The organism is Microcoleus sp. FACHB-1515 (assembly GCF_014696105.1).
In the GTDB taxonomy this organism is placed as follows: domain Bacteria; phylum Cyanobacteriota; class Cyanobacteriia; order Elainellales; family Elainellaceae; genus JAAUTJ01.
In genome coordinates, this window is record NZ_JACJPO010000036.1 from 1 (window position 1) to 24,266 (window position 24,266).

21 protein-coding genes and 1 pseudogene are annotated in these 24,266 nt (G+C 52.8%); 9 read left to right on the forward strand and 13 right to left on the reverse strand.

The window, feature by feature from the left end; all coding sequences use genetic code 11:
* Positions 1 to 191: 191 nt before the first annotated feature.
* From H6F67_RS11610 to H6F67_RS11615, 3 genes and pseudogenes are all read right to left on the reverse strand, one after another.
* Positions 192 to 2,246, reverse strand: coding sequence for a PAS domain S-box protein (locus H6F67_RS11610; protein ID WP_242020603.1), 2,055 nt, complete (start codon positions 2,244 to 2,246; stop codon positions 192 to 194).
* Positions 2,247 to 2,249: 3 nt separating this feature from the next.
* A pseudogene (locus H6F67_RS28490) lies at positions 2,250 to 2,594 on the reverse strand (DUF4118 domain-containing protein); the annotation flags it as partial.
* On the reverse strand, positions 2,582 to 4,441 hold the full coding sequence (locus tag H6F67_RS11615) for a response regulator (protein WP_190766510.1): 1,860 nt from the start codon (positions 4,439 to 4,441) through the stop codon (positions 2,582 to 2,584). The gene H6F67_RS11615 and the pseudogene H6F67_RS28490, both read right to left, overlap by 13 nt.
* Positions 4,442 to 4,748: 307 nt before the next feature.
* Here H6F67_RS11615 and H6F67_RS11620 point away from each other — a divergent pair, with 307 nt between their 5' ends.
* Complete coding sequence (locus H6F67_RS11620; RefSeq protein ID WP_199304369.1) at positions 4,749 to 5,132, forward strand: response regulator; 384 nt, start codon at positions 4,749 to 4,751, stop codon at positions 5,130 to 5,132.
* A gap of 210 nt (positions 5,133 to 5,342) precedes the next feature.
* Here the strand turns inward: H6F67_RS11620 and ispF are convergent, their stop codons facing one another.
* The 4 genes from ispF to aat all read right to left on the reverse strand — a co-directional run bounded on the left by ispF (position 5,343) and on the right by aat (position 8,784).
* Positions 5,343 to 5,828: a 2-C-methyl-D-erythritol 2,4-cyclodiphosphate synthase gene (gene ispF / locus H6F67_RS11625; RefSeq protein ID WP_190766512.1), complete on the reverse strand. Its 486-nt coding sequence runs from the start codon at positions 5,826 to 5,828 to the stop codon at positions 5,343 to 5,345.
* 51 nt (positions 5,829 to 5,879) lie between these two features.
* Entirely contained in the window at positions 5,880 to 7,424 is a 1,545-nt protein-coding gene (locus H6F67_RS11630; protein WP_190766514.1) for a glycosyltransferase family 39 protein, read from the reverse strand.
* 54 nt (positions 7,425 to 7,478) lie between these two features.
* Entirely contained in the window at positions 7,479 to 7,982 is a 504-nt protein-coding gene (locus tag H6F67_RS11635; RefSeq protein ID WP_190766515.1) for a hypothetical protein, read from the reverse strand.
* 223 nt (positions 7,983 to 8,205) lie between these two features.
* Positions 8,206 to 8,784, reverse strand: a complete 579-nt coding sequence (gene aat / locus H6F67_RS11640) for a leucyl/phenylalanyl-tRNA--protein transferase (RefSeq protein WP_190766517.1) — start codon at positions 8,782 to 8,784, stop codon at positions 8,206 to 8,208.
* Between the two features lie 72 nt (positions 8,785 to 8,856).
* Between aat and H6F67_RS11645 the strand changes: the two genes are divergently transcribed.
* The gene (locus tag H6F67_RS11645) at positions 8,857 to 9,186 is read left to right on the forward strand and encodes a hypothetical protein (protein ID WP_190766519.1); all 330 of its coding nucleotides are present in this window, start codon (positions 8,857 to 8,859) and stop codon (positions 9,184 to 9,186) included.
* Between the two features lie 9 nt (positions 9,187 to 9,195).
* Here the strand turns inward: H6F67_RS11645 and rpsN are convergent, their stop codons facing one another.
* The gene (rpsN, locus tag H6F67_RS11650; protein ID WP_190766521.1) at positions 9,196 to 9,498 is read right to left on the reverse strand and encodes a 30S ribosomal protein S14; all 303 of its coding nucleotides are present in this window, start codon (positions 9,496 to 9,498) and stop codon (positions 9,196 to 9,198) included.
* Between the two features lie 139 nt (positions 9,499 to 9,637).
* Here rpsN and H6F67_RS11655 point away from each other — a divergent pair, with 139 nt between their 5' ends.
* Positions 9,638 to 10,585 carry a HEAT repeat domain-containing protein gene (locus tag H6F67_RS11655; protein ID WP_190766524.1) on the forward strand — a complete coding sequence of 316 codons (948 nt, stop codon included), beginning with the start codon at positions 9,638 to 9,640 and terminating at the stop codon, positions 10,583 to 10,585.
* A 6-nt stretch (positions 10,586 to 10,591) separates the two neighbouring features.
* Here the strand turns inward: H6F67_RS11655 and H6F67_RS11660 are convergent, their stop codons facing one another.
* On the reverse strand, positions 10,592 to 12,586 hold the full coding sequence (locus H6F67_RS11660) for a hypothetical protein (protein ID WP_190766526.1): 1,995 nt from the start codon (positions 12,584 to 12,586) through the stop codon (positions 10,592 to 10,594).
* A 336-nt stretch (positions 12,587 to 12,922) separates the two neighbouring features.
* On the opposite strand from H6F67_RS11660, the gene H6F67_RS11665 reads away from it, so the two are divergent.
* Entirely contained in the window at positions 12,923 to 13,378 is a 456-nt protein-coding gene (locus H6F67_RS11665) for a MarR family winged helix-turn-helix transcriptional regulator (RefSeq protein WP_396797870.1), read from the forward strand.
* A 375-nt stretch (positions 13,379 to 13,753) separates the two neighbouring features.
* On the forward strand, positions 13,754 to 14,047 hold the full coding sequence (locus H6F67_RS27355; RefSeq protein ID WP_199304378.1) for a hypothetical protein: 294 nt from the start codon (positions 13,754 to 13,756) through the stop codon (positions 14,045 to 14,047).
* 4 nt (positions 14,048 to 14,051) lie between these two features.
* Here H6F67_RS27355 and H6F67_RS11675 read toward each other — a convergent pair whose 3' ends face one another.
* Positions 14,052 to 15,014 carry a glutathione S-transferase family protein gene (locus tag H6F67_RS11675; RefSeq protein WP_190766528.1) on the reverse strand — a complete coding sequence of 321 codons (963 nt, stop codon included), beginning with the start codon at positions 15,012 to 15,014 and terminating at the stop codon, positions 14,052 to 14,054.
* An 11-nt stretch (positions 15,015 to 15,025) separates the two neighbouring features.
* Complete coding sequence (locus H6F67_RS11680) at positions 15,026 to 16,891, reverse strand: ATP-binding protein (RefSeq protein ID WP_190766530.1); 1,866 nt, start codon at positions 16,889 to 16,891, stop codon at positions 15,026 to 15,028.
* A gap of 479 nt (positions 16,892 to 17,370) precedes the next feature.
* Between H6F67_RS11680 and H6F67_RS11685 the strand changes: the two genes are divergently transcribed.
* From H6F67_RS11685 to argG, 3 genes are all read left to right on the forward strand, one after another.
* Positions 17,371 to 18,108 (forward strand): hypothetical protein, encoded by a 738-nt coding sequence (locus tag H6F67_RS11685; protein ID WP_190766532.1) that lies wholly within the window; start codon positions 17,371 to 17,373, stop codon positions 18,106 to 18,108.
* A complete protein-coding gene (locus tag H6F67_RS11690) occupies positions 18,105 to 18,860 on the forward strand; it encodes a hypothetical protein (RefSeq protein ID WP_190766534.1) in 756 nt (251 codons plus the stop codon). The genes H6F67_RS11685 and H6F67_RS11690 overlap by 4 nt, the downstream gene beginning before the upstream one ends.
* A 272-nt stretch (positions 18,861 to 19,132) precedes the next feature.
* Positions 19,133 to 20,371: an argininosuccinate synthase gene (gene argG / locus H6F67_RS11695; protein WP_190766536.1), complete on the forward strand. Its 1,239-nt coding sequence runs from the start codon at positions 19,133 to 19,135 to the stop codon at positions 20,369 to 20,371.
* A 109-nt stretch (positions 20,372 to 20,480) separates the two neighbouring features.
* Here the strand turns inward: argG and H6F67_RS11700 are convergent, their stop codons facing one another.
* Together H6F67_RS11700 and H6F67_RS11705 are read right to left on the reverse strand one after the other, a co-directional pair.
* Entirely contained in the window at positions 20,481 to 22,412 is a 1,932-nt protein-coding gene (locus H6F67_RS11700; protein ID WP_242020604.1) for an adenylate/guanylate cyclase domain-containing protein, read from the reverse strand.
* 85 nt (positions 22,413 to 22,497) lie between these two features.
* Positions 22,498 to 23,217 carry a C40 family peptidase gene (locus H6F67_RS11705; RefSeq protein WP_190766538.1) on the reverse strand — a complete coding sequence of 240 codons (720 nt, stop codon included), beginning with the start codon at positions 23,215 to 23,217 and terminating at the stop codon, positions 22,498 to 22,500.
* Between the two features lie 63 nt (positions 23,218 to 23,280).
* Here H6F67_RS11705 and H6F67_RS11710 point away from each other — a divergent pair, with 63 nt between their 5' ends.
* Positions 23,281 to 24,216, forward strand: a complete 936-nt coding sequence (locus tag H6F67_RS11710) for a serine hydrolase (RefSeq protein ID WP_190766540.1) — start codon at positions 23,281 to 23,283, stop codon at positions 24,214 to 24,216.
* Positions 24,217 to 24,266 lie beyond the last annotated feature (50 nt).

Here is a 24,266-nt window from a genome sequence, read left to right on the forward strand (position 1 = left end):
AAGATTTGGGTCGGTCAAGTTTCTGTTTCAATTAGTCACACATTGTCAAACCTTTGCTTTTGCCAAAGCATTTATGTACGGCTACTGTTCATCTCCTATTTAGGATTGCTGTATGTTAAGTCTTTCATCTCGGTTAAAAGCGCTGTTGATGCAGCAGTCTCACCAGCATTCTAACGATGATGGTTTCTGACTCAATCTACTGATCGAATGCCTGGGTTCGCAGTTTCGGGACAGTCAGCGATCGCTGCAATCAAATCATTTGCGGTAACGGGCTTCACTAGATATTTTGTAAAGCCTGCGGCGATCGCTGCTGCTTGAGCTTCTTCCGTTGCATAAGCAGTGAGTGCGATCGCCGGAATTTGAAGACCGCTTCTGATTTCGAGTGCTTTCAAGTAGCGCATCAGAGCATAGCCATCCTGATTGGGTAAGGCAATATCACTAATCAAAAGATTTGGCGTTGTCTGTTCCAATACCTCAATTGCTGCGGCCACTGACTCAACCGCAAACACTTCTGCACCGCGAGATTGCAGCATTGTACTCAGCCACGATCGAACATCTGCATCATCATCAACAACAAGAATTGATAATCCGTTCAAGACAACTTCTTGCTGATCTGGAATAGATTGATAACCTAGATCGTGCTGCTCACTATCTTGAATTAGCGGTAGCTGAATGGTGAAGGTTGCGCCTTTTTCCTCACCCGGACTTTCTGCTTGAATCGTTCCGTTGTGCTGCTCAACAAAGTAGCGGGCGATCGCGAGTCCTAGCCCTAAGCCTGTGTACGATCGAGTGCTGGTACTATCTCCTTGGCGAAAGCGATCGAACACATGCGGCAAAAAATCCGCCCGAATCCCAATCCCTGTATCAGCAACAGTAATTTGTGCCGAAGATTCTTCTATCTGCTGAAGCTGCACGGTTACTTGCCCTTCTTCAGGTGTAAACTTGACAGCATTTGCAAGTAGATTCCACATCACCTGTTGCAGCCGCTCCGCATCTCCCCAGACTAAAATGTTAGATGTGGATGTATTGATTGCCAGCTCAAATTGAAGCTGTTTAGCATCAATTCGAGGCCGAACATCTTCCACTGCGGCTGCCACAATATCGATTAAATTCACGATGGTATAATGGAGTCTTAGTTCTCCACGAATGATGCGCGAAATGTCGAGCAAGTCTTCAATGAGTTGAGCTTGTAAGTTAGCATTGCGCTCGATTGTTTCTAATGCGATTGCAGTTTTGTCTTCATCTAGCATTCCAGTTCGCAGCATCACAACCCAGCCAGCGATCGCGCTTAAAGGGGTGCGAAGTTCGTGCGAAACGATGGCGAGAAATTCATCCTTGGCACGATTTGCGGCTTCAGCTTCAGCGCGAGCCGCCTGTTCATTTAACAGTAATTGAGCACGTTCTTCTTCTGCTCGCTTGCGTTCAGTTACATCCCGCATCACTTCAGAAAAGCCGCGTAGCCGCCCGGTGTCGTCGCGTAGCGCCGTCATCACTTCGTTTGCCCAGAAACGAGTGCCATCTTTGCGGATATACCAGTGCTCTGCTTGCGATCGACCTTCAATTGCAGCTTTTCTTAATTCTTGTTCGGGAAATCCTTGAGCAATTAAATCAGGTGGAAAGAATTGGACGAATGACTGGCCTAGGATTTCGGATTCCTGATAGCCCAAAACAACTTCTGAACCGATGTTCCAACTTGCTACCCGTCCTTGTGGATCGAGCATAAAAATGGCGTAGTCTTGGACGTTTTCAATCAGCGATCGAAACCGTTCTTCACTCGCCTGCAAAGCATCTTGTGCCTGCTTGGTTTCTGTATTATCGCGAAGAATCTTTGCGAATCCGCGCAGATTTCTGGCCTCATCCCGTAAGGGTGTGATTACACCATTTGCCCAAAACAAAGAGCCATCTTTGCGGATATGCCAGCGATCGTCTTCTGCTTGACCTTCAGCGATCGCGATTTGTAATGCTTGATCAGGTCTGCCGTTTTCAATATCTTCAGATGTGAAAATGCAAGAGAAAGGCTGACCAAGAATTTCTGCTTCTTGATAGCCTAAGATGCGTTCTGCTCCGGTATTCCAACTGACAAAATGCCCTTCGCGATCGAGCATAAAAATGGCATACTCATGAACACCCTCGATTAATAAGCGAAATCGTTCTTCACTGTCGCGCAGACGTTCTTGATTTTGAAGCAGCAGAGCTTGTCTTCGTTCGGCTTCGAGTGCATTTAATTCTGCCCATTGCTGTGCCAATTGAACTCTTGCATTGAGCGAACAAATTAGCACAGCTACAAGTACAAAATAAATTGTTCTGCCAGAATTGCGAAGATCGATATTTAGCGAATAAGGAGTTGATAAAAACAAATACTCACTAAACAATGTGGTTAGAACGGTGGATGTTAATCCTGCTCTTAACCCGCCATACCAAGATGCAACGACTACGGCTGCTAGAAAGAATGGATAGATTGTTGGTTGGATTTGCCACCATAAAAGACGAGTCAACAGCAATGCTGCGATCGAAGACAAAATAGCAACACCATATCGCTGGAACCGAGTGCGCCGCTGCATCAGCATAATCGTTTTTGAAGCTAAGTACGCCATTGCGATCGCGCCAATCGATTCAAGATCCGAGTCAGCAATTTTGCGCCTGCGATCGGTTTTGCAATGCAATCGTCCGCCCCAATTGCAAATAATTGATGGATTCTTTCTGTATCGCTACCAGAGGTGAGAAACAGAATCGGCAGTCTGCTCCAATTTGGATCAGTCCGAATAACTCGGCACAGATCGATTCCGCTCGAATTCGGCATCTCTGCATCTAGAACAAGCAAGTTAGGAAGAAATGTTGTTAAGGCTTTCCAGAATTCTTTCGGATCAATCAGAAGTTTAAGTTGCAAACCCCAAGGTTCTAGAATGTCCCGAATTTTTCCTAGCGTTTGGCGATCGTCATTCACAATTAAAATTCGAGCTTCTCCAGTTTGGATATACTGTAGTACCTGCACTGCTTGTTCTAAAACTTGATGAGCGGAAACTGTTTTGAGTAGAAACCTGCGTCCACCTCGCCTTGCCGCTTCAATTCGCTGCTCAAAATTATCGCTCTTTACAATAACTAAAACTGGCACAGCAATTCGCTTTGATAGTTCACTCAATAAGGCCATCGTTTGCGAAATTGAGGCAGCATCTAAATCCAGCAGCACTACATCGGAATGCTCAGCTTGAACAAGATGCAGTGTTTGTTTAACCCATTCGCTTTCAGCAGAAACAAAGACTGATTTAACTGTAATGGGTCGATCGCAGGCAGCATGGATGAGCGACTGAATCCATTGCTTATCCTTGCTGATAACTGATAGCTGGGGATAAGGCAAATCGATCGCTTCGATCCGACCAGTTTGATTAAGAGATTGCTCTAAATTTTGTGCTAACTGATCTACAAGCTGCCGAATTTGCTGTGTTTGATGTGAACTGAAGGGCTGAACTTGCAGGAGGTCTTCGATCGCCTCTGCAAGCTCAGAAGCAGTGGCAAAGCCAAACGTTCCTAATGCTCCAGCAAAACGATGAGCTTCGTGTACCGCTTGCTCGTACAGTTCAATGCTCAACGTTTCTGCTTCCATTGCCTCCACTGCTTGTTTCAGAATGTTTAACCGCGCTTGAATTTGTGTTTTGAAGCTGTCTCTGGCTTTGGTTACTGCCAACAGCGCTTGCCGTTCTTTTAAGCTGCGTTCAGCCGATGAAAAAGAAAGATCTGGGGAAGAAAATTCAGTTGTATTAGGGCGATCGATCTCCGGCTTTAAGCGATAGCCCAATCCATAAACAGTTTCAATTAAATCAGCAGATGCGCCAACTGCTTTAAGCTTTTGACGGAGGTTCTTGATATAGGTTTTAATCGTTGAGGCTTCAGGCTGGTCGTCAAATGCCCAAAGGTGTTCGACGATCGCGCTACGGCTAAAGATGCGTTGAGGATTGCGAAGAAATAGCTCTAGCAAACGATGCTCGGTTGAAGTCAAATGTACAGGCTGGTTATCATACGTGACCTCAAGCGATCCTGGATCAAGTGATAGCGACGCCCAAGTTAATAGCGGGAAAGAAGCCGTATGACCTCGGCGCAAAACTGCCCGGATACGAGCGCCCAACTCAGCAAAATCAATAGGTTTAACGACATAATCATCGGCTCCTGCATCTAAACCAATGACTTTATCAGTGCCGCTATCTTTTGCAGTCAGCAACAGAATCGGCATCTGATAGCCTGCCTGACGCAGTTGCCGACATAAGCTGACTCCATCGAGTTTGGGCAGCATGACATCAAGCAAGATTAAATCGTAGGCAGTGGCGATCGCAAATTGCCATCCAATTTCTCCATCGGGTGCAACATCAACGGCGTAGTGCTGTTGGCTCAAAACATTTGCTACCTTTTGAGCAAGCAGTTCATCATCTTCAACCGTCAAAATTCTCATTGCTCAACTCCTCACTCAGAATTGCACTGCTTGAATAGCCCGACAAACAATTCGGAATGAATGGGAACGCGATTCCAACACTTTTGCAAGAAGTCTATCGGTTTGAAATATTTTATTAAGATTATTTTCACATAGATGAAGATGCATTATATCTGACTTAAGACGTAGGCAAGCCGAAATGAATTGAGCTTGAGAGCTTCATCAAATCTCAAAAGCTGGGTGTTAAATTACACTTAATTTAAGTTTGGATACGGGCACTGAGTAGAGAGTATTAATCTAGGCTGAGTCAAAAATTTGCAGGAACATCATGATTAGGAAAATATTGGTTGTTGATGATGAGGCTGATTTAAGAAACCTGGTGCAAACTTGCCTAGAGATTATGGGGGGATGGCAAGTGGTGACAGCAGGCTCAGGAGAAAAAGCCTTACAAGAAGCTCAAAATCGTCAGCTTGACCTTATTCTTCTCGATCTGATGATGCCCAAAATGGATGGGCTAGCAATTCTAGAGCAACTGCGATCGAATGAAAAAACTAGACAAATTCCTATCGTATTACTGACTGCAAAAGGACGATCGATTGAATCTGCCCAGTTCGAGCAATTTAACGTATTGGGGATGATTAGAAAGCCTTTCAACCCAGTTCAGCTAGCTGATCAAATTGAAGCGTTGCTGAGCAATATTCGTAAAGCATGAATTGCACGAAGGTAAATACAGTTCTCTCCAGTTTAGTGAAGTACAAACGACACTTGAGCAAACGCATCCTGGAGGGTTTGGGCTAAAGCTTGATAAGTCTCGCGCCAAATAGAGCGCATGTCGCGTGAGTTTCCAAACTGGCAAACGGTCTTTCGCAACTGGCGCATAGAAATGATCGAATTCAAAGTTAATTTCAGGCCGATTCGATCGCTACTCCAAACCATTCAGCAGCACAACCGCATAAGCAGCGATTCCTTCTTCACGCCCAACCGCATCGAGTTTTTCATTCGTGGTGGCTTTCACGCCCACCCGATCGGCAGCGAGGTGGAGCGCAGTCGCTAGTCGATCGCGCATGGCGGCAATGTGCGGCTTCAGCTTCGGACGTTCCGCCACAATGACGGCATCAATATTGTTAATCTGCCAGCCTTTCGATCGAATCAGTTCATGCACCTGTTCCAACAGCACAATGCTGTCTGCACCTTTCCACTGGGGATCGGTCGGCGGAAAGTAGTGGCCGATGTCGCCCAAGCTCAACGCGCCCAGCAGCGCGTCCATGATCGCATGGGTCAAAACATCCGCATCGCTGTGACCGAGCAGGCCAAGTTCATGCTCGATCGCCACGCCGCCGAGAATGAGCGGGCGATCGGGCACCAAGCGGTGGATATCGTAGCCGTTGCCGATTCGGAGTGCCGTCATGAGCAGTTGATAGAAAATAAAGTGCAAAATTGAGCGATCGCTAATTCCTCTCTATTCTCTCCGTAGTCGCCACAGGGAAAAAGTCCGCGTGGTGGGGCGAAAGAACGGAATGGCGCGGTAGCGATGGCGGCGATAGATGCGGCGGAAATAGCCGCGATCGCCATCGAGGACAAACACATCGCTAAATCCGCTAGGGATCGGTTGGGCGCGAAATTCCGGCAATAGCTGGAGTGAAACCTGCGAATCAAATAGACGGCTGAGGGAGAGCATTCCGATCGCGCGGCTGCGATCGACAATTACCAGCGGTTGTTCCGTGCGGTTGATGATTTGAGCAATCACCGGATAGCTGCCGCTGCGTTCGAGACTTTTGACCCACCAAACGGTCGCCTGACTGCTGATGATCAAGCTGAGTACGCCCGCCAAGGTCAAGCTCAGCAGGGCAGTTCGCCCCAACTTGAACCAGCGTCCGGTCAGATGCATGGCAAGAAAATGGGCAACGGCAAGTTCGATCGCCAAATAGCATGGAATCAGGTAGCGCAGTGCGCCCGATCGCCTGCCGCCCAACAGCAAATCCGGCAGCAGCAGTGGCAAAACGGTTCCGGCCAGCAGAGCCAGCAGAAAAATCGCGCTCGGACGATATCGCCGCACCAGCCAAATGAAGACAAACAGCACGATCGCCAGCAGCGCATAGTTGGTGTCTTCGATATCGACATAGTTAAAGTCGATATCGAGAAAGACACGATTGAGATTGGTCAGCCAGCGCTCCAGCAGCGAACCGATCGACATTTCTGCGCGGACGCCTTCGGTTGTGGTGTGAATCTGTTCGAGGTTGTTAAGAATCACCAGCAGCCAGGGCGTGAACAGCACAAGTCCACCGATCGCAGCCAGCACAAACGGCCAAACCGCCTGCCAGCGTCGCGCCAGCAGCAGATAGAGGCCATGTGCGATCGTCACCAGTCCGCCCAAGATGTGCGTGTAGAGTCCCAGGGCGACGGTGAGGGCATAGAGCAGCCAGATCGATCGCGTGTTCAGCCGTAGGGCACGCAGGAATGTGGCGCAGGAGAGCAGAATCACAACTGTCCACAGCGCGTATTCGCGGGCTTCTTGGGCATAGAGGACTTGGAACGGGGCAACGGCAGCGATCGCAACGGCCACCCAGCCCGTCAGCGGCGCGGCAAATAGTTCCACGCAAAGCCAGTAGATGCAGGGAAAGACGAGCAGGCTAGTGACGGCGGGAAAGCTTCGCATGGCGGCGATCGAACTGCCGAAGATGCTGGCCCACAGTCGCGCCAGCAAATAATAGAGCGGCGGATGTTCGGCGTTTCCCTTCAGCGCGTCGAGTGTGTCGTCCCAGCCTTTGTCGGGAGCGGACTGCTGAAATTGCAGCAGGTCGGAAGCGGGAACGACTTGTCCTCGGAAGTGGTCTTCCAGTTGGCTGCGGGTGTGGCCGAAAATTCGCAGTGAGGTTAGGGTTTCGTCGTACCAGTACACTTTGCGATCGAGATGGACAAATCGCAACGTGATTCCCACAATAAGCAGCGCGATCGCGAGCGTTTTCATCCATCGGGGCTTGCCGTCCCACTGCCAAGTCTGCATGTTCGTAGCGCGATCGTCCCTCCCGATTCTACAGCGCGGCGGGATGCACAACGATTAGCTGTAGGACAAGCTTTGCAGCAAAAATGGCGCATCCGAGGAGAACACGATGCGCGAGAGTCCTTCCATTTCGATCGCCAATGTGTGCCAGGGAAAAGCGGCGATGGTTTCGCCTCCGGTGGGCAACTCGGCGGAATGCTGCAAGCGCGGCTCTGTGCGCTCGTGGGCCACAACGTTGCTGTGGCGATCGAATCCAGTCATGCGAATTTGTCTAGCGCCGTTGACAATCGCCACAATGCGCCAAACTGGACGCTCGAACGTGATTTCGATCGGAACGTTTCCGGCTTCGGGCATCAGCGCGATCGCATCGACGGGCGGCTGAAACGCAGAGTTTGAAGGATGAATGGCGATCGCACCTTGAACTCGCATTCCCAAATGCTGATACTGCTCGCTCACCGACTCAAACAAGGTCAATTCATCAAACACAAGATCGGTGAAGCTACGCGACTGGACGGGGGGCAACGATCGATCAGCTTTTGGAGGCTGGGAGGTACACATCATGGGAACGACCAACAGCGACAAGGAATGAATGGTCTATTGATTTACTGCAAATGCATACAGAACTGGTCAGAAAAATTTCGCAGTAAGTTCCAATCGCTGTGCCAGTTCTATGATTGGTTTTACCAAGCGATCGTGAAATTTCCGGGCAAGTACAGATACGCCAGCGATCGCCACATTTGACAAATCACAATACTCAGATTGGTCGGGGCGGTTCGCAATCGGCCTACCGAAATTTGCACGGTTGCTCGATCGCCTGCCGCAGTAGCTTTCGGTAGGCCGAATTGTCGATCATCACTGCGCCAAATCGCTCTAGATGCGGATTGGTCATCTGCGCGTCGAACAACAAAAATTGGCGCGATCGCAGCCGTTCAACCAGCTTGACCATTGCTACTTTGGAGCCGTCGGGAATGCGGTAGAACATCGACTCGCCAATGAATGCGCCGCCGATCGCAATTCCCAAAATGCCGCCCGCCAGTTCGTCGCCCTGCCAAGTTTCAAAGCTGTGTGCCCAGCCTGCCTGATGCAGCGCTAGATAAATTTCCTGTAGCTCTCCGGAAATCCAAGTTGTTTCGCGATCGGCACATCCGGCCACCACGTCGGCAAAGGCGCGATCGATCGCAACGGTGAACCGATCTTGATTCAAAATCCGCTGAAGCGATCGCGGATAGCGAAATCGATCGTCGAGTGGAATGATGGCTCGTTCACGGCTGGAATACCAGTCCAGTTTGCCGTTGCGATCGTTCGCCATCAAGAAATAGCCTTGGGCATAGCCAGAGACGATCGCGCTGATCTCAAAATTCATGTCGCTCTACACGCTCCGCCCCGCACACGGTAGGCTGATAATCAGTCTTGTGTTTTTCGCTGGGAGGATTCGATGGCTGAACCCATTCCCCCAATCACGCTGCCGCCTGCCAAAGATGCGATCCAAGAAGGCGAATGGCTCAGGCAGGCGTTGCAGAACTGGCTCGATCGAGAATTCATTCCCGAAGCAGTGAATGCCGACATTGCACAGCGGGCGGCTCAGGTGTTTGTGCGCCAACGCTTTGAAGGTGAGAACGACGTAGGCTCGCTGGTCATTGCCATTCTCACCGAAATGCAAGCGTTTGATTTTTCTCGCAGTTTCTACAGCGAATTTGCCGTTGCCAACGCCGTCAGCGATCTATTGCTTGACAGCTTGGGCATCGATCGCTGCTGCGGCCAATAATTCGGATGGCTACCAGCTTGACTTGACGACGCCCGGAAGCAAGCCTTGGTGTGCCATTTCGCGCATGACGTGACGCGACAGCCCAAAATCACGATACACTCCGCGCGGGCGTCCGGTCATCCAGCAGCGATTGTGGTGGCGCACACGAGCGCTGTTGCGCGGTAGCTGCTGAATTTGCCGATGGATGTTGAATTTTTCTTGCGGCGTGGCGGCAGCGTCAAACTGCTCCTGCAAGGCCGATCGCTTCTCTGCATATTTGGCGATCATCTTTTCGCGCTTTTTCTCGCGCTCGATCATGCTCTTCTTTGCCATGAATAACCCATTCTTCGATGAAGACAGCATTTTCTATCGTACACGCGATCGCTTGAATTGGAGAAAAAAGCGATCGATTTGAGCACAACTCATCTAGACAGCGGCTCGCAATTTTTCGCAGGCCGACTACAATTTGCCAATGACGAAATTTCGCAGGCTCGAAGACGCACAAACTGCCATTTTGCAAATCCAAGCTGATCCGGGTGCGAATCTGGAGACGTTGCGCTGTGTTTTAGACAGCAAGCATCCGGTCGCGATCGCGCAGGCTGCCAAGCTGATTGCATCTGCCGAACTCGTCGAACTGCAACGTGATTTGGCCGAGTCGTTCGATCGACTGTTTACGAAATCGAGCGATCCGGGCTGCATCGGCAAGCAGGCGATCGCAGATGCGCTGTATCGCTTGGAATTTGACGAGGCCGAATTGTTTTTGCGTGGCATTCAGCATGTGCAAATGGAACCCGTTTGGGGCGGACAGGTGGATAGTGCCCCGAAGCTGCGCGGCGTTTGCGCGTTGGGCTTGGTGCGGATGAATTATCCCGACGTGCTAAACGAACTTGCGGATCTGCTGGCTGATCCGGAGCCAGAAGCTCGAATTGGAGCGGCTCGCGCCGTTGCCTACAGCGATCGACCCGAAGGCGTTGCCCTCTTGCGATTGCGTATCCGCTTGGGAGACGATGCGGCTGTGATGGCCGAATACTTCGATGCGCTGTTGAAGTTAGCTTTCGACGGAGCGATCGTTCTCGTCAGTTCGTTTCTTTCCGGCTCTGAAGCGCTTCAGGAAGCGGCAGCTTTATCCCTGGGCAGTTCGCGATCGATCGCCGCCCTCCCGCCGCTAAAAACCTGGTGGCAGCAGTGCCGCACGAGTGAACTTCGGCAAACGGCGCTGTTGGCGATCGCGATGCTGCGGCACGATCAGGCGATCGACTTTCTGGTTGACCAGATTGCCGCTGGAATTTCGCGCGACGCGAAGGAAGCGATCGCCGCGCTGCGTATCTACCAGCAGGATCTCGCCCTGTGGAAGCGAGTTGAGCAAACCGCAGCAGCACGGGGCGATCGCAGTTTGCTCGAAGCGATTCGGACTTCCTAGCTGAATTTAGGGCAGGGCAGGAATCGGTTTTTCGATCGCTGCTGGCGCAGACTGCACCGGAGCGGGTTCCGGTGGCGCAGGCGGTTCGGGCGCTGGCGCTGGAGCCAGTTCCAGCGGCGGAAGCGGTTCAGGGCGCGGTGCTTCACGGCCTGGCGCAGGCGGCTCAGGACGCGGGGCAGGTGTTTCACGGCGTGGAGCAGGTGCTTCACGACGCGGGGCAGACGGTGTTTCGCGACGTGACGATCGCTCCGGCGGGCTGACGCTGCTTGCATCTGGCGAGCTAGAACGACGCGGTGGACGAACGGTTGGTTCGATCGCGGACGAGTCGATCGCAGTTGGCGACTCGATCGCATCGACGCGATTGGCAGGCGCAACCGACGATCGCTGACGTTCCGGCCGTCGTTGGGCTGCGGCTTCGCGCTCGCGAATCGCACGAAGGCGAGCGCGTTCTCTAGCGCGAATTTGACCCTGCCAGTCGCTAATTGCCGCTCTTGCTGCTCCAAACAGCGCTCGATCGCTGCTAATTTGTCCAGCGATTTGAATGGCTTGATTGAGATTGCCGGATTGAGCGATTGCTCTAGCGCGATCGAGCGTCGGCTGGTCTTCGATCGTTTGAATACGCAGCGTCCAAGCGTGAATCAAGCTTTGAGCTTCAAGCCGCAGGGCACGTCCGGGCGCAACTTGGCGAGCTTGGGCGATCGCCTGCTGCAAGGCGGGAATCGTATTTGGCTCAGCTAGCGTTTTGGCCTTGACAAGCAGCGGGCGATCTTCCTGCCGCTGAATTTCGCGACTCCACTGGGCAATCAGGCTTTGAGCTTGCACACGGCGGGGGCGATCGGGCGAAATTTGAGCCGCCTGCTCGATCGCGGCTGCTAATGCGACGCGGTGTCCCAGGCTAGCGGTGGCCTGTGCAAACTGGATCTGCTGCAAATCTTCGAGATACGCCTGCCAAATCTTGAGGCTGGCCTGCGCCTGTGGGTAAAAGCGGCTGTCTGACTTGACTTGACGCGCCGCAGCAACCGCTTCCGCCAATTTTGCCAGCGCGATCGGCGAGGTTTTCCAGCCGGATGTGCCGCGAATTGCCAGCTTGCGTGCCTGAGCCAGATTGTGCAAATTTTGCGCGTCAGTGGCAAGATTGGCATTGACTTCAACTGCTTTCGCAGTAGCGATCGCGCCGTCAAGCTGGCCTTGCTGCCACTGGGAAATGCCGTGCTTGAGCAGGCGATCGCCCCACTGATTAAGATTGGCTTGCGCTTCTGCCCAGGCAAACGTATTGCGGTTCATCGGTGCGAGCAGCGCGATCGCTTCGGCCAGCTTGTTCGGCTGGTTGACCCGCGCAATCTGTCTAGCTTGGGCAAGCATCTGTCGCGACTGCCGCTCGCGAAGCATCTGCTGACTCAGCGATCGCGCCTGCACGTTCCAGTATTCCATCTTCAGATCGTTGAGGGCAGCAATCCGCTCTGTTGCGCGATCCCACTGCTGCGTCCGCATTGCCGTTCGCGCCTGAGCGACAATCGCTTCTCCCTGCTTCCAGTGCTGCTGCCAGCCTGCGATCGCCGACTGTGCGCGATTGTAAACAGGACTCGACGGTGGAATCCGCTGCGCCAGCTCGATGGCACCGTCCATATCGCTGTGTTCAAGTTTGCGCCATGCTTGCCGCAAGACGGCTTCTGACCACTCACCCAGCCAGCGCTGCGCCTCGGCATAAAGCGGACGATCGGGCGTCCAGTCTTTGAGCGTGTCGATTCCAGCCAAAAGCTGCGGCAATTCGCCGGACTCCGCAGCGGCCTGAGCGCAGTAGAGCCGATCGCGATCGGTGGAAATTTGCGAAATTTGATTGCATTCTGGCAGCGGCGGCAAAACCGTCAGCCACCAAAATGCGGCAGCCGCGATCGTGCTGATTGCGCCACAAATGCTGAGGCCGATCATCCACCAGCGCCAACGGCTAATCGGCTCGCTATGCTGACCTGAAACTGAATTTTGATTGAATCCTTCTACCATCTTGACTCCTGCCCCACACCTACACGGTTCCGCACACTTTTAGGTAATCGGACTGAAATGCCAGCGAATGATAGAGTTTACCCGCGATCGACTACCCAGCGGCGAAATCGCAGTCCTTAGCATATTATTTATCCAGATTTCAATTTTGGCGTTCGATTCGATACAAGAATTTTAGATTTGTCGTGCTTTTTGTGAGGATTGAAGCTGTTCGATCGAGTCAATCCTCGATTGAACAGGGCAGCAGTTGGGAAAGCTCTATCCTCAAAAACAGTTTTTTAAGCAGTCCTGCCGTACAATAAAAATTAAGCATTCTAAGTAATTTACCTGGCTTCGGTCTTGGTTAACCAGCAGCGACTTCAACCTTGGCAAACCGTGATCGCGCCGTACAGCATGGGCTATCGCCAAAAACTGCTGTCGCAACTGCTTGAGCGCCGTTTGCAAGAAAAGCTAGAACCGCATGGCCTGACGCCGTTTCACTGGTTAGTGTTGTGCTGCCTGTGGGAAGAAGACGGCTTGGCAACATCGAGCATCGGCGAAAAGCTGTGTCAGGTCGGCGGCACACTGACAGGCGTACTCGATCGCATGGAAGAACGTGGACTGATCGAACGCCAGCGCGATTTGCAAGACCGTCGCATTTGGCGCATTTGGCTGACCGAGGCCGGAAAGCAGCTTGAAACGATTTTGCCTCCAATCGTCACTGAACTGCGCGAGCAAGCACTCGAAGGCATCAGCAACGCTGAACGTCAACGCCTTTCTGCCCTGCTCGATTTAATCATTGCCAACCTCAACTAGCTAAAAAATATTCTCTTCACTCAATTAACTTATTACGCATCCTCAATAAACGCATCTGAACCATTTTCCTGCTCTATCGCTTTCACTCACACTTCAACCAACGCTCAAAATAACGGTCGCGTCGTTGCATATGCCGAATTCGATCGCGCTGACACCAGCATTGAACCTGGCGAACCCGCGATCGAACCGTCCGACGAACATCTGCCAGAAGAAAAGCCGAGCATCGCCGTCCGCCCAAAGCCGCGATCCTCTCTGTCTTGGGCATCGGGGCGATCGCTCGCCAGCAGCTAGACACAGCCAGAGCCGCCCGCGACGTGGCGATCGCCCAGCGCAACGCTGCCCAGCAAGGCGTTGCAACCGCACAAGCAGGCGGTGATGCAAACGGTAGTCAGCCGCACCCAATATCAAGCGGCAACCGCAGCGATCGCCCAAGCCCAAGCAAACCTGCAAGAAGCCCAACTGCAACTGTCCTACACCAACATCACCGCTCCTGAATCCGGCCATATCGGGCGCAAAACCGTCGAAGTCGGCCAGCAAGTCACCGCCGGACAACCTGTGATGGCGTTTAACCACTGCTTCTACTTCATTGGGATTGCCTTGTTGCTAAGTGGAATTGCCTGCATTTTTCTAAAGAAAATGCCAGCGGGTGCAGGCGGCGCGGCGCATTGAGCGATTAGAAGCGATCGCGATCGTGCGGCTGATTGAGATCAAAAATCGGACCTTTTGGAACAATGCGAGACGGATTCACATTGGGATGGCTTTTGTAATAGTGCTGCTTGATGTGATCGAGATTGCAAGTTTCTGAAACACCCGGATGCTGATAAAGATCGCGCAAAAAGCCCCACAGATTCGGATAGTCCCAAATGTGGCGCAAATTGCACTTGAAATGCACATAATACACCGAGTCAAATCGCAGCAGTGTCGTGAACATACAGATGTCCGCTTCGGTGAGAACATTGCCACACAAATAGCGCTGATTTGCTAACACTTGATCCCAATGATCGAGCGCTGCAAACAGCTCGGTTACGGCTTGATCGTAGGCATCTTGCTTTGTAGCAAATCCGGCGCGATACACACCGTTGTTGATTGGCTGATAGATCGCTTCGATCGCTTCATCAATTTGTTCGCGCAATGCTTCCGGGTAGAGGTCAGCTTTTTGCGTAGCGATGGCTTCAAACTGCGTGTCAAACATGCGAATGATCTCACGCGATTCATTGTTGACGATCGTTTCCGTTTGCTTGTCCCACAGCACAGGAACCGTAACGCGCCCGCTGTAGTGCGGATCAACTTTGGTGTAGACCTGCCAAAGATATTGCGTGTGGTTGACTGTGTCGGGAATTGCGCCCGGAGCAGTAGAAAATTCCCAGCTATTTTCCCCAATCACCGGATCGGTAATTGACAGAGAAATTGCGTCATTTAAGCCTTTGAGCGATCGCATTATCAGCGTTCGATGTGCCCAAGGACAAGCGAGGCAAACATACAGATGATAGCGTCCGGCTTCAGCTTTGTAGTCGCTCGATCCATCGGCAGTAATTTGATTGCGAAATGTGGTTGAAGGTCGAACAAAATTGCCTTTTTCGTCTTCCTGTTCGCGCTCAGAAATCCACTTTCCGTCTTTTAAAACACCGAGTCCCATGATGCATTTCCTTAATTTTGGTTAGAAGATTGTATTGAAGCGGTTTTAGTTCGTTGGCGATCGGGCTGGACAAAATCAGGATCGAGCGGACTGGAAACTGCCTTGCGCCCATTGCGATCGCCATTCAAAGATTCACCTGCCGAAGTTGCCAATGGCAGCAGAACCGTAAACGTTGTGCCCTTGCCAAGCCCTGCGCTGTGAGCTTGAATTGTGCCGCCGTGCTGCTCAACAATGTAACGAACGATCGCCATTCCCAATCCCAAACCGCCATACGCACGAGTCAGCGAGCCATCGGCCTGTCGAAATCGATCGAACACATGCGGCAGAAATTCCGGCGCAATGCCTTCACCCGTGTCTGAAACGGTGATGCGGGCAAAGGCCGCAGGAACAGCATCCTCTGCTGCCTCCAATCGCACTTCGATCTTGCCTCCCGCAGGCGTGAACTTAATCGCGTTGGACAGCAAATGCCACATCAGCTTTTGAATCGATGCGATATCTGCGATCGCTTGATGTTCGAGCGGATCAAGCTGCCAGGTAAGCTGCAAATTTTTGGTGAGGGCAGCGGGTTGAACCAGCGCGATCGCCGCAGCGATCGGACAGCTTAGATTCACAGGACGCGGATTGAGCTTGAGTTTGCCTGTGATGATTTGCGAAACATCAAGCAGATCTTCGATCAGTTGCGTGAGCTGTTTGGTGTTGCGATCGATCGCGTCGATCGCCCGATTCGCGGTTGTCGAATTCGATCGGCGTGCCTGCAACAGTTGAATGCAGCCTAAGACCACATTAAGCGGCGTTCGCAGTTCGTGCGACAGCGTGGCGAGAAATTCGTCTTTGAGGCGGTTGGCGGCTTCGGCTTCTTGACGAGCGCTTTGTTCCTGCTGTAAAGCTAGCTTGAGGTGTTCGGCAGTTTGGCGGCGGTGCGTGACGTTGCGAAAATAAACGGCAACGCCTGCCTCGGACGGATAAACGCGAACCGAAAACCAAGCGTCAAACGGCTCGTAGAACGATTCCACTTCCAAGACGCGATTTTCGGCCAGCGCTTGCTCAAGCACAAAGCCGAATGGCGATGCTTTCAGACCCGGAAAAGCTTCCCACGCGCTGCGACCCAGAAGCTCGTCGGGCGTACAGTGGCCCAGCGTTTGTGCGCCTTTGGTGTTGATGTAGGTGATGCACCAGGCGCGATCGTAAGCGACGAAGCCATCGGTGATGCTTTCAAGCGTTTTGAAAAGCTGTCCTCGCACCTGTTCGCGATCGATTTGGGCTTGCTGTTCGCGCTCAATGAGCTGGCGGCGTTCGGCTTCAATGCGCGATCGCTCCGAAATATCCGACACGATCGACATGCAGCTTACAGTTCCCACCGCGTTCACGATCGGAGCCGCCCAAATTTCAACATCGATCAGATCGCCGCTTTTTCGCAGTCGGCGCGATCGCAAATTTTCCAGCGAATCACCTTGGCGAACGGTGGCGAGGTGTGAAAGAAATTCATCGCGCTTTTCGATCGGAATGCTCGGTAAAAATTTGCCAATCACTTCATCGGCTCGCCAGCCAAAAATTTGCTCGGCAGCAGGATTCCAAAGCTGCACCGTTCCATCAAGCGTGAAAACGGTAATTGCCAGTGGACAAGCTTTCACCAGAGCTTGCAGCGTTTCGTCAAGCGGCGTTGCGGAATCGATCGATCGCTGAGCGGCTTTGCTCGTCTGCGGATTTGGTACGCAGTGCAATCGCCGACTAAGCCACCACACCAAGCCGCCCTGCACCATCAGCCAGCCCAAATTTTGATTGGCAGCTTGCGCGATCGCTGCCGAAATCAGCAGCATTCCGCTGAAACTGAGCGCGTGAGGCTTCAAATCCGTCCAGAGCCGCCTTCCAAAAGTCATAGCTGCTTGTTCAAAAGTAGTGGCGGAAGGTTCGCGATCGGTGGACAGCCTGAGAGCCAAGTTGCCGCAGCGATCGAGATTAAGCCTTGCACCTGGCATTGCTGGCAAGTTAGGGGAAGCATCAGTAAGCTTTAACCGTACTCAGTTGTACCCGAATTAACAGGGTGATTAAATAGCTCTAAAGAATGAATTTGCAGGTTGGAAAAATCTTTTAGTCGCAGTATTTTGTGCGCCGCAATCTAGCTCAAGTTTTCTGACGAAAACAATTCATCAAACGGCTCACGCTGTTTCTTTCGGCAAAGATCAGCCGCAACAGAGTCGATCGTCCCCAGCTTAAGCGACCTGCCAAACATCCCCTGGTGGAGTCTTTTGGAACTTGAAAGACCTCGGTACAATAAAGTTACAGCGCGAGCAAAAAATACCTGGACGGTTTCTTGCTGCACGGTTCCTCGTCGCTGCACTCTGTTCAACCTCAATCTATGAAACCGAACGAAGCTCTGACTTTAGAAGCTTTTTTAGTCGCGCTGGCGCAGCTTGATACTTCACTGCCCAGCGATTTGCTTTTAGGACTGCGACAAGTTGGCGAAGCGCTGGCGCAGCGAAAGGCAGAAGCGATCGACACGATCGATACGCTCGTCCGCCGCCACAGCCTCTTGCAGCGACTTTATGAACTCGCCTGCGTCACCATTCAGCATTACTGGTTTGACGATCTCAGGCGATTGGCGGCGGTGCCCGGAGCCAACGATGTGCTGGAAGATTTTGCCGCCCAGGTTCTTGCCACTGATGACCCCCAACTGACTGCCCAAGTGCAAATCGAGCGAGCCGCACAGCGAGAGCAGCCTGCCAATCTGCTCGATCGCATGATGCAGTTGCTCGCCAAAGTTGCCGATGCGATCGACACGCAGACCACCGCGCTGTTGCGAGCGCTAGAGCGGCGTCCCTTGACGGTTGAGAACTTGTGCTATGTGCTGCAACTGTCTGCCGATCAGGTGCGGGCACTGGTGCAATATCTGCTGAATGCGGGCTATATCGGCTCAACGCGATCGAGCATAATTCGCAAATTGTTTTTGCCTTGGGGCAGGCTGAATCAAGCGGCAACGCTCTCAACGCAACAGGTAACTTACGATACACCAGACTACTTGACATTGACGGCAAAAGGGCACTTTCATCTGCATCCATTCGTCACAGCAGAAAGGCCGGAAAGTGCTTCGCCGTGATGATTGCAGTGGGACAAAGCTTCATGAATGCCATCCGCGAAACGTCGCCCAGTTCGATCGAGGCGACGCTTCGAGATTGGCTTCCCTGGATGATTGTCGCCTCGGTTCCAGGTGTTTTTAACTTAGCAGTCGCCGTGCGCGAACTCGAAGAGCGCTGTAAGTTTCTGCCATTCTTTGAACCCTACAAAAATCCGGGCGTGTGGCTGTGGGCGATCGTCCAGTTCACGTTTCCGGCTGCGGTCTTTTGGCTGACCGTGTTTCTACCGGAACGTCCGCCGATTACGCTGAAGCTTGTCAGTTGGGCGATCGCATTTGGCTTGACGTTCGTGACGCTGCTCAATGCCCGGACGGAAATCGGCTCGCGCACCTATCATTTCAAATCGCTCTATGCCTACTTCATCGGCATCGCCTACGAAATCATTGCCGACAGTCAGACGCGCCGCGCTGCCGCCTTTTGGACAGACGTTGAAGACGCGCTATCGGCTTCCCCAGACTTGAATGAAGGACTCGACTATCTGGAGAATTATTTTGCTAGCGATATTTCGCTGACGGTGCAAGAAGCTGACAGCTATCGCGATCGCCTCGCCCAAGCCCGCACCAAAACCAGCAAAGATGAACAGGCGAAAGCAACCAAAACCCTGATCAAAGAAGTCCGCCGTCAGGATTTGTCTTATGTGCTGCTGCGCTTTGAAGGCATCGAGAGCTTGGTAGACAAATATTTTTCTTCGCCGATGCATCGGAAGCGATCGTGACGAAGTGCGTGACGAAGCGATCGTCTAGGGCGTGTTTTAACAGATTCCAGAAGGAGTGGAGAGTGCGATCCCCCTAAATCCGCCTTGAAAAGGGGGACTTTGAGGAGTGGTTCGGCTCCCTCCTTTTGTATGGCGATTGGGGAGGATCAGGCGTCAAAACACGCTCTAACGTCAACTTGTCCCAAAATTCTGTGCAGCCGTAAACAGGAATTGCAGAAAATTCGTTGCATAATTGAAAGCTTGCTAAGCAGGGCTTCAAGGACGAGGGCGACATGAACGCAAAAGATTTGCAGGGAAAAACGATCGCATTTGCCGGATCAGGCGGACTCGATAGCTGCACGATTACGCGCTGGCTGACCGATCAGGGAGTACGGGTGATTTGCTTCACGGCAGATTTGGGACAGCCCGACGAAGACGATCCGGCTGCGATCGAAGCGCGAATGCTGAAGGCGGGCGCAGCCGAATTTGTGCTGCTTCCGGTGCGTGATGCGATCGCCCAGGCGGGTCTGCAAGTGATTCAGGCGCAGGCGTGCTACGAAGGTCGCTACTGGAATACAACGGGGATCGCTCGCTGTGTCTTGACCAAGGCAATGATTTTGGAGATGCAAAAGCGCGGCCTGACGATTTTCAGTCACGGCGCAACCGGACGCGGCAACGACCAAGTGCGGTTTCAACTGATCACGAACATGCTGGCGCCGGAATTTGAGGTGTACGCGCCTTGGCGCGATCAACTGTTTCTCGATCGCTTCCCTGGACGCAGCGAAATGATCGATTTCTGTCAGGAAAACGGCCTTTCGGTTTCCGCCACAAAAGACAAGCCCTATTCCACTGACGCCAACCTGCTCGGCCTGACGCACGAATCTGGCCTGCTCGAAGCGCTGACTACGCCCGCGCAGTTTGTCAAGCCGATCATGGGCTGCTATCCACAGGATGCACCGGACGAACCAGAGCAAATCACGATTCGCTTTGAAAACGGATCTCCGGTTGCGATCAACGGCGAGTCGATCGATCTGGTTGGTGCGTTTCTGCGAACCAATGCGATCGGCGGCAAGCACGGCGTCGGCATTGGCACGCATCTGGTGGAAAATCGCTTTGTCGGGATTAAGTCGCGGGGCGTTTATGAAAGTCCGGGCGTGGAAATTCTCGGCACGGCTTACGCTTATTTGCTGCAACTGATTCTCGATCGCCGCGCCCGCGAGTTTTACGAGCAATTGTCGCTCCTTGTCGCCAAGCAAATCTACCAGGGCTACTGGTTTGATTTGGCAACGCAAATGATGCTGGCCGCGATCGATCGCACAGCAACCCTCGCCACTGGAACGATCACGCTCTCGCTTTACAAAGGCAACTTGTTCTTTGTCGGCGCAGACGATACGCCACACTCGCTTTATTCCGAGGAAAATGCCTCAATGGAAGGTGTGGGCGACTACGACCATGCGGATTCAGAAGGTTTGCTGCGCGTGTTTGGCGTCAGCGCTCGCGTCTTGTTCACCAGTGGACAGGTGACGCTTTAGGTTGCTTGGTGTTGATGGTTCTCCGTAGGGGCGGTTTGCCAACTGTCCCTACAGGTTGAGCAGTGAACCGATCGCCCAATTCAATTGAAACCCATTTCTATACACAGGCTCAGTCTGCCCGCAGGCAAAAGCTAATCAGCGTTTGACCTTGAAACTTGAGCAGTTGACGATCGAATTCATATTGATCTTGCAGCTTCTCAAACGCCGCTTCGCTAACTAAAATTTGATTCGGTTTGGCGTTCACTTCCAGCGATTTTGCCGTCTGCACCGTTTCGCCCCACAGGTCATCGCTGCTCTGCTGGCCGCGAATCACTCCGGCAATTACTGCTCCTGTCGCAATGCCGACGCGAAGCTGAAAGTCCGCTTCGGCGGCACACTGCCGCATGGCGATCGCCAAATCTGCGATCGACTGGAGATGATCTTCTCTGGGTGTGGGCACTCCACCCACGACAAGATAAGCATCGCCCATTGTCTTGACGGTTTTCAAACGCCGCGCTGCGACGAGGCGATCGAACGTTGAGAAAATCTGATTGAGGCGTTCGATCGCCTCAGTTGCCGAGGTTTGGGCGGCGAAGCTGGAAAAGTTGACGATATCCGCCTGCAACACCGTTGCCTGCTCGAATTCGCTGGCGAGGGCTTCGCCTCTGGGCGGCTGAGTTTGCAGTGAGGAGAATGCCTGCTGATGCGAACCGCAGCGAAAGCTGGCGATCGCTCGCGGCAGCAGTTTTAGCAGCAGTTGCTCTGCCGCTTGACGCTCTTGCCTCAGCGTCGCTTCAGCGCGATCGCGAGCTTCTTCTGCCTGCTTGCGCTCCGCTTCGAGGTGCTTTGCAGCGGTGATGTCTTTGACGATGCCCTCGTAGTGTTGCAAGATGCCGTTTTCGTCGCGCACTGCCCGCACGACTTCGCTGATCCAGATGATGCTGTTGTCTTTGCGATAAACCTGCGAGTGAAAGTCTGTAATGAAGTCTTGCTGCCGAAAGGCATTGATAAACTGCGATCGCCGCTCTGGTTCAACATAGAGCTGCCGCTCAACGTCGTTTAACTGGGAGATCAGTTCATCGGGCGATTCGTAGCCATACATTTGCGCCAAAGCGGGATTGGCGCAGAGATAGCGACCCTGTGGCGAAGTTTGAAAAATGCCAACGACCGCATTTTCAATCATGCTGCGATAGCGAGACTCGGCTTGTTCTCTGGCTTTCTGGGCGCGATCGCGGTCTTGCATTTCTCGCTGGAGCCGCAGATTTTGCACTTCGAGCCGTTGGCGCAATCGCCCAATGCTGAGTTGATGCTCGACGCGGGCACAAACTTCTTCAATCTGAAACGGCTTGGTGATGAAATCAACCGCACCAACTTTGAACGCCTTCACCTTGTCAAACACATCATCGATCGCGCTGATAAAAATGACGGGAATTTCCTGCGTCAGCGCATCGGCCTTAAGCTGACTGCACACTTCATAGCCGTCCAGTCCGGGCATTCGCACATCCAGCAAAATCAAATCGGGCATGATGCTTCGGACGCTGGAAAGCGCCATTGCGCCGCTAATCGCGCTCCGCACGTCATAGCCTTGCTTTGCCAGTGCCGACGAAATCAAGCGCAAATTTTCAGGCGTGTCATCCACAACAAAAATTTTGCCTTGGTGCTTGGGCTGCTGCTGCTTGAACCCCAACAGCCAAAAAATTTCCTGCTCGACGCTGGCGATCGCCTGCTGGTTCAGCGTACCTTGAGCGCTGAGCGTTTGATGCGACAGGGCAAGCCGCTCCAAGTCTAAAATTGCAGACTTCACTTCTGTTTCTTCACAGTACAAACTGCGAAGGACGACGTTCAAATCGCTGAGATGATCGGCCTTCAGCCCTGCTCCCACTGCAACGACAAACTGCAAGCGATCGAAGTTTTGCCGCAGCAGTTTGCGAATGTAGTAGGCAATCCCAGGCGATAGCTGCAACGTCGTTCCCATCTGGGAAGCATCAGGAAGTCGATTGCGATCGGCGGTAGATTCTGATTGAAACATGACGCGCTGAAGAAGCGGGATGGCGATCGGCAAAAGCTGTTTCTAAAGTGCCCCAGCCCCGTCACTCGATCCGCACCTTCAACAGAAGTTCAAACAATCGCATGAATACGGAGCAACCCTATTCCTTGAAAACGGGCTGATAGCTGCTTGTGATCCGTCCGACGCTGTGAAACTGCTGATAGTAAGCCTGGGCGATTCCGTCTCCATCTGCGGCCAGTCGATCGATCGCGATGCCATTACGTCCGTGATCTTTGCCGGAACTGTGAATGTAGCGCAAATCGCCTAGGTAAAGTCCGACATGCGTAATCCGATCGCCGCCAAAAAAGATCAGATCGCCAGGATTTGCTTCAGTGAGATCGATCGCCTGCGCGAAATCCGCTTGCTGATAGGCATCTCTGGGAATCCAAATTCCGGCTGAGCAAAATGCCGCCTGCATCAAGCCGGAACAGTCGTAGTTTGACCCGATCGTGCCGCCCCACAGGTAATGATTTGGCTGGCGCATTGCCGCCTGAGTGTAGGCGATTACCTGCGGTAGACGGTTAGTAATTTCCGGCAGGCTGAGGCTGATCGATCGATATGGCTCAGCCGCAGGTTCAAGCAGATCAAGATCTTCGATCGCCATCCAGCCTGGATAGTCGTCTTCACACAGGCACACTTCGATCGCAGCGGAGTCGAGCGGCAATGATACAGACGGCAATGATACAATCCGCAGTTGGCGACCCGCGATCGCTTGAGTCGCTAAATCTTTGAGTTCCGGTGAATCGTACAGGTTCAGATTGCCCTGACACTGATACTGGGCTGATTCAGTTGCCGCCTCAAGCTCTGCCCGCGTCACCATTCAACCCTGTTTGAACTCGCCTCTCCTATCGAATCACAAATCCTGAATCACCAAGGAGCGATCGTGTCTTTCTTTCAGCGCAACGATGAACTGGCTCAGCTTGGCGATCGCCTCCTAGAACAAACCTGGCAGCGATTTTCCACGCTGGCGCAAAACCAAATCGCCCTCACCTGGATTGTCTACGACGAACCGATCGTCAACACGGGCGGAGCGCTTGCACCCGAAAGTTTTTGGCAGCGATCGCCTCGCGGATTTTCCTATCGCGGTGTGGAGCGCATCTATCCGGCCAGCATCGTCAAGCTGTTCTACCTCGTCGCGGTGCAGGAATGGCTGGCGCAAAACATGATCGGTCAATCGGCAGAACTCGATCGCGCCGTCCGAGATATGATCGTCGATTCCAGCAACGATGCAACGAGTTTAGTCGTAGACGTGTTGACGGGAACGACCAGCGGTCCCGAACTGCCCGCCGCTCCGTTTGTCACCTGGCAGCAGCAGCGCAACATTGTCAACCGCTATTTTCAGTCGATCGGCTGGCCGGAACTCGCCACGATTAACGTCAACCAAAAAACCTGGTGCGATGGCGCATACGGACGCGAACGCGCTTTTTTGGGCGAACTGTACGACAATCGCAACGCGCTCACAACCGAGGCAACGGCGCGACTGCTGCACAGCATTGTCGGCGGCGTGGCAGTTTCGGCCAGTCGATCGCAAGCCATGATGTCCCTAATGCAGCGCAGCCTCGATCCGGCTGATCTCGCTGCCAATCCAGAAAATCAAGTGACGGGATTTTTGGGTGCAGGCTTACCGCGATCGGCTCGCTTGTGGTCAAAAGCCGGAGAAACCAGCACAGTCCGCCACGATGCTGCCTACGTGGAACTGCCGCACCTGAAGCCGTTTCTGCTCGTGGTTTTTACCGAGGGCAAAGCGCAAAGTCGCAATCTGGAAACTTTGCCGTTCATCGCCCAGCAGGTTTGTGAGGCAATGGGGGCGATCGCGTAATTTGGCGAAGAGACGCGAGATCTCGCATCTGTACGGGGGTTAGGAAAATG

Coding starts and splice junctions, on each gene's coding strand:
- H6F67_RS11615 (WP_190766510.1), bottom strand. CDS start 4,441: ATGAGAATTTTGACGGTTGAAGATGATGAACTGCTTGCTCAAAAGGTA.
- H6F67_RS11620 (WP_199304369.1), top strand. CDS start 4,749: ATGATTAGGAAAATATTGGTTGTTGATGATGAGGCTGATTTAAGAAAC.
- ispF (WP_190766512.1), bottom strand. CDS start 5,828: ATGACGGCACTCCGAATCGGCAACGGCTACGATATCCACCGCTTGGTG.
- H6F67_RS11630 (WP_190766514.1), bottom strand. CDS start 7,424: ATGCAGACTTGGCAGTGGGACGGCAAGCCCCGATGGATGAAAACGCTC.
- H6F67_RS11635 (WP_190766515.1), bottom strand. CDS start 7,982: ATGATGTGTACCTCCCAGCCTCCAAAAGCTGATCGATCGTTGCCCCCC.
- aat (WP_190766517.1), bottom strand. CDS start 8,784: ATGAATTTTGAGATCAGCGCGATCGTCTCTGGCTATGCCCAAGGCTAT.
- H6F67_RS11645 (WP_190766519.1), top strand. CDS start 8,857: ATGGCTGAACCCATTCCCCCAATCACGCTGCCGCCTGCCAAAGATGCG.
- rpsN (WP_190766521.1), bottom strand. CDS start 9,498: ATGGCAAAGAAGAGCATGATCGAGCGCGAGAAAAAGCGCGAAAAGATG.
- H6F67_RS11655 (WP_190766524.1), top strand. CDS start 9,638: ATGACGAAATTTCGCAGGCTCGAAGACGCACAAACTGCCATTTTGCAA.
- H6F67_RS11660 (WP_190766526.1), bottom strand. CDS start 12,586: ATGGTAGAAGGATTCAATCAAAATTCAGTTTCAGGTCAGCATAGCGAG.
- H6F67_RS27355 (WP_199304378.1), top strand. CDS start 13,754: ATGCAAACGGTAGTCAGCCGCACCCAATATCAAGCGGCAACCGCAGCG.
- H6F67_RS11675 (WP_190766528.1), bottom strand. CDS start 15,014: ATGGGACTCGGTGTTTTAAAAGACGGAAAGTGGATTTCTGAGCGCGAA.
- H6F67_RS11680 (WP_190766530.1), bottom strand. CDS start 16,891: ATGACTTTTGGAAGGCGGCTCTGGACGGATTTGAAGCCTCACGCGCTC.
- H6F67_RS11685 (WP_190766532.1), top strand. CDS start 17,371: ATGAAACCGAACGAAGCTCTGACTTTAGAAGCTTTTTTAGTCGCGCTG.
- argG (WP_190766536.1), top strand. CDS start 19,133: ATGAACGCAAAAGATTTGCAGGGAAAAACGATCGCATTTGCCGGATCA.
- H6F67_RS11705 (WP_190766538.1), bottom strand. CDS start 23,217: ATGGTGACGCGGGCAGAGCTTGAGGCGGCAACTGAATCAGCCCAGTAT.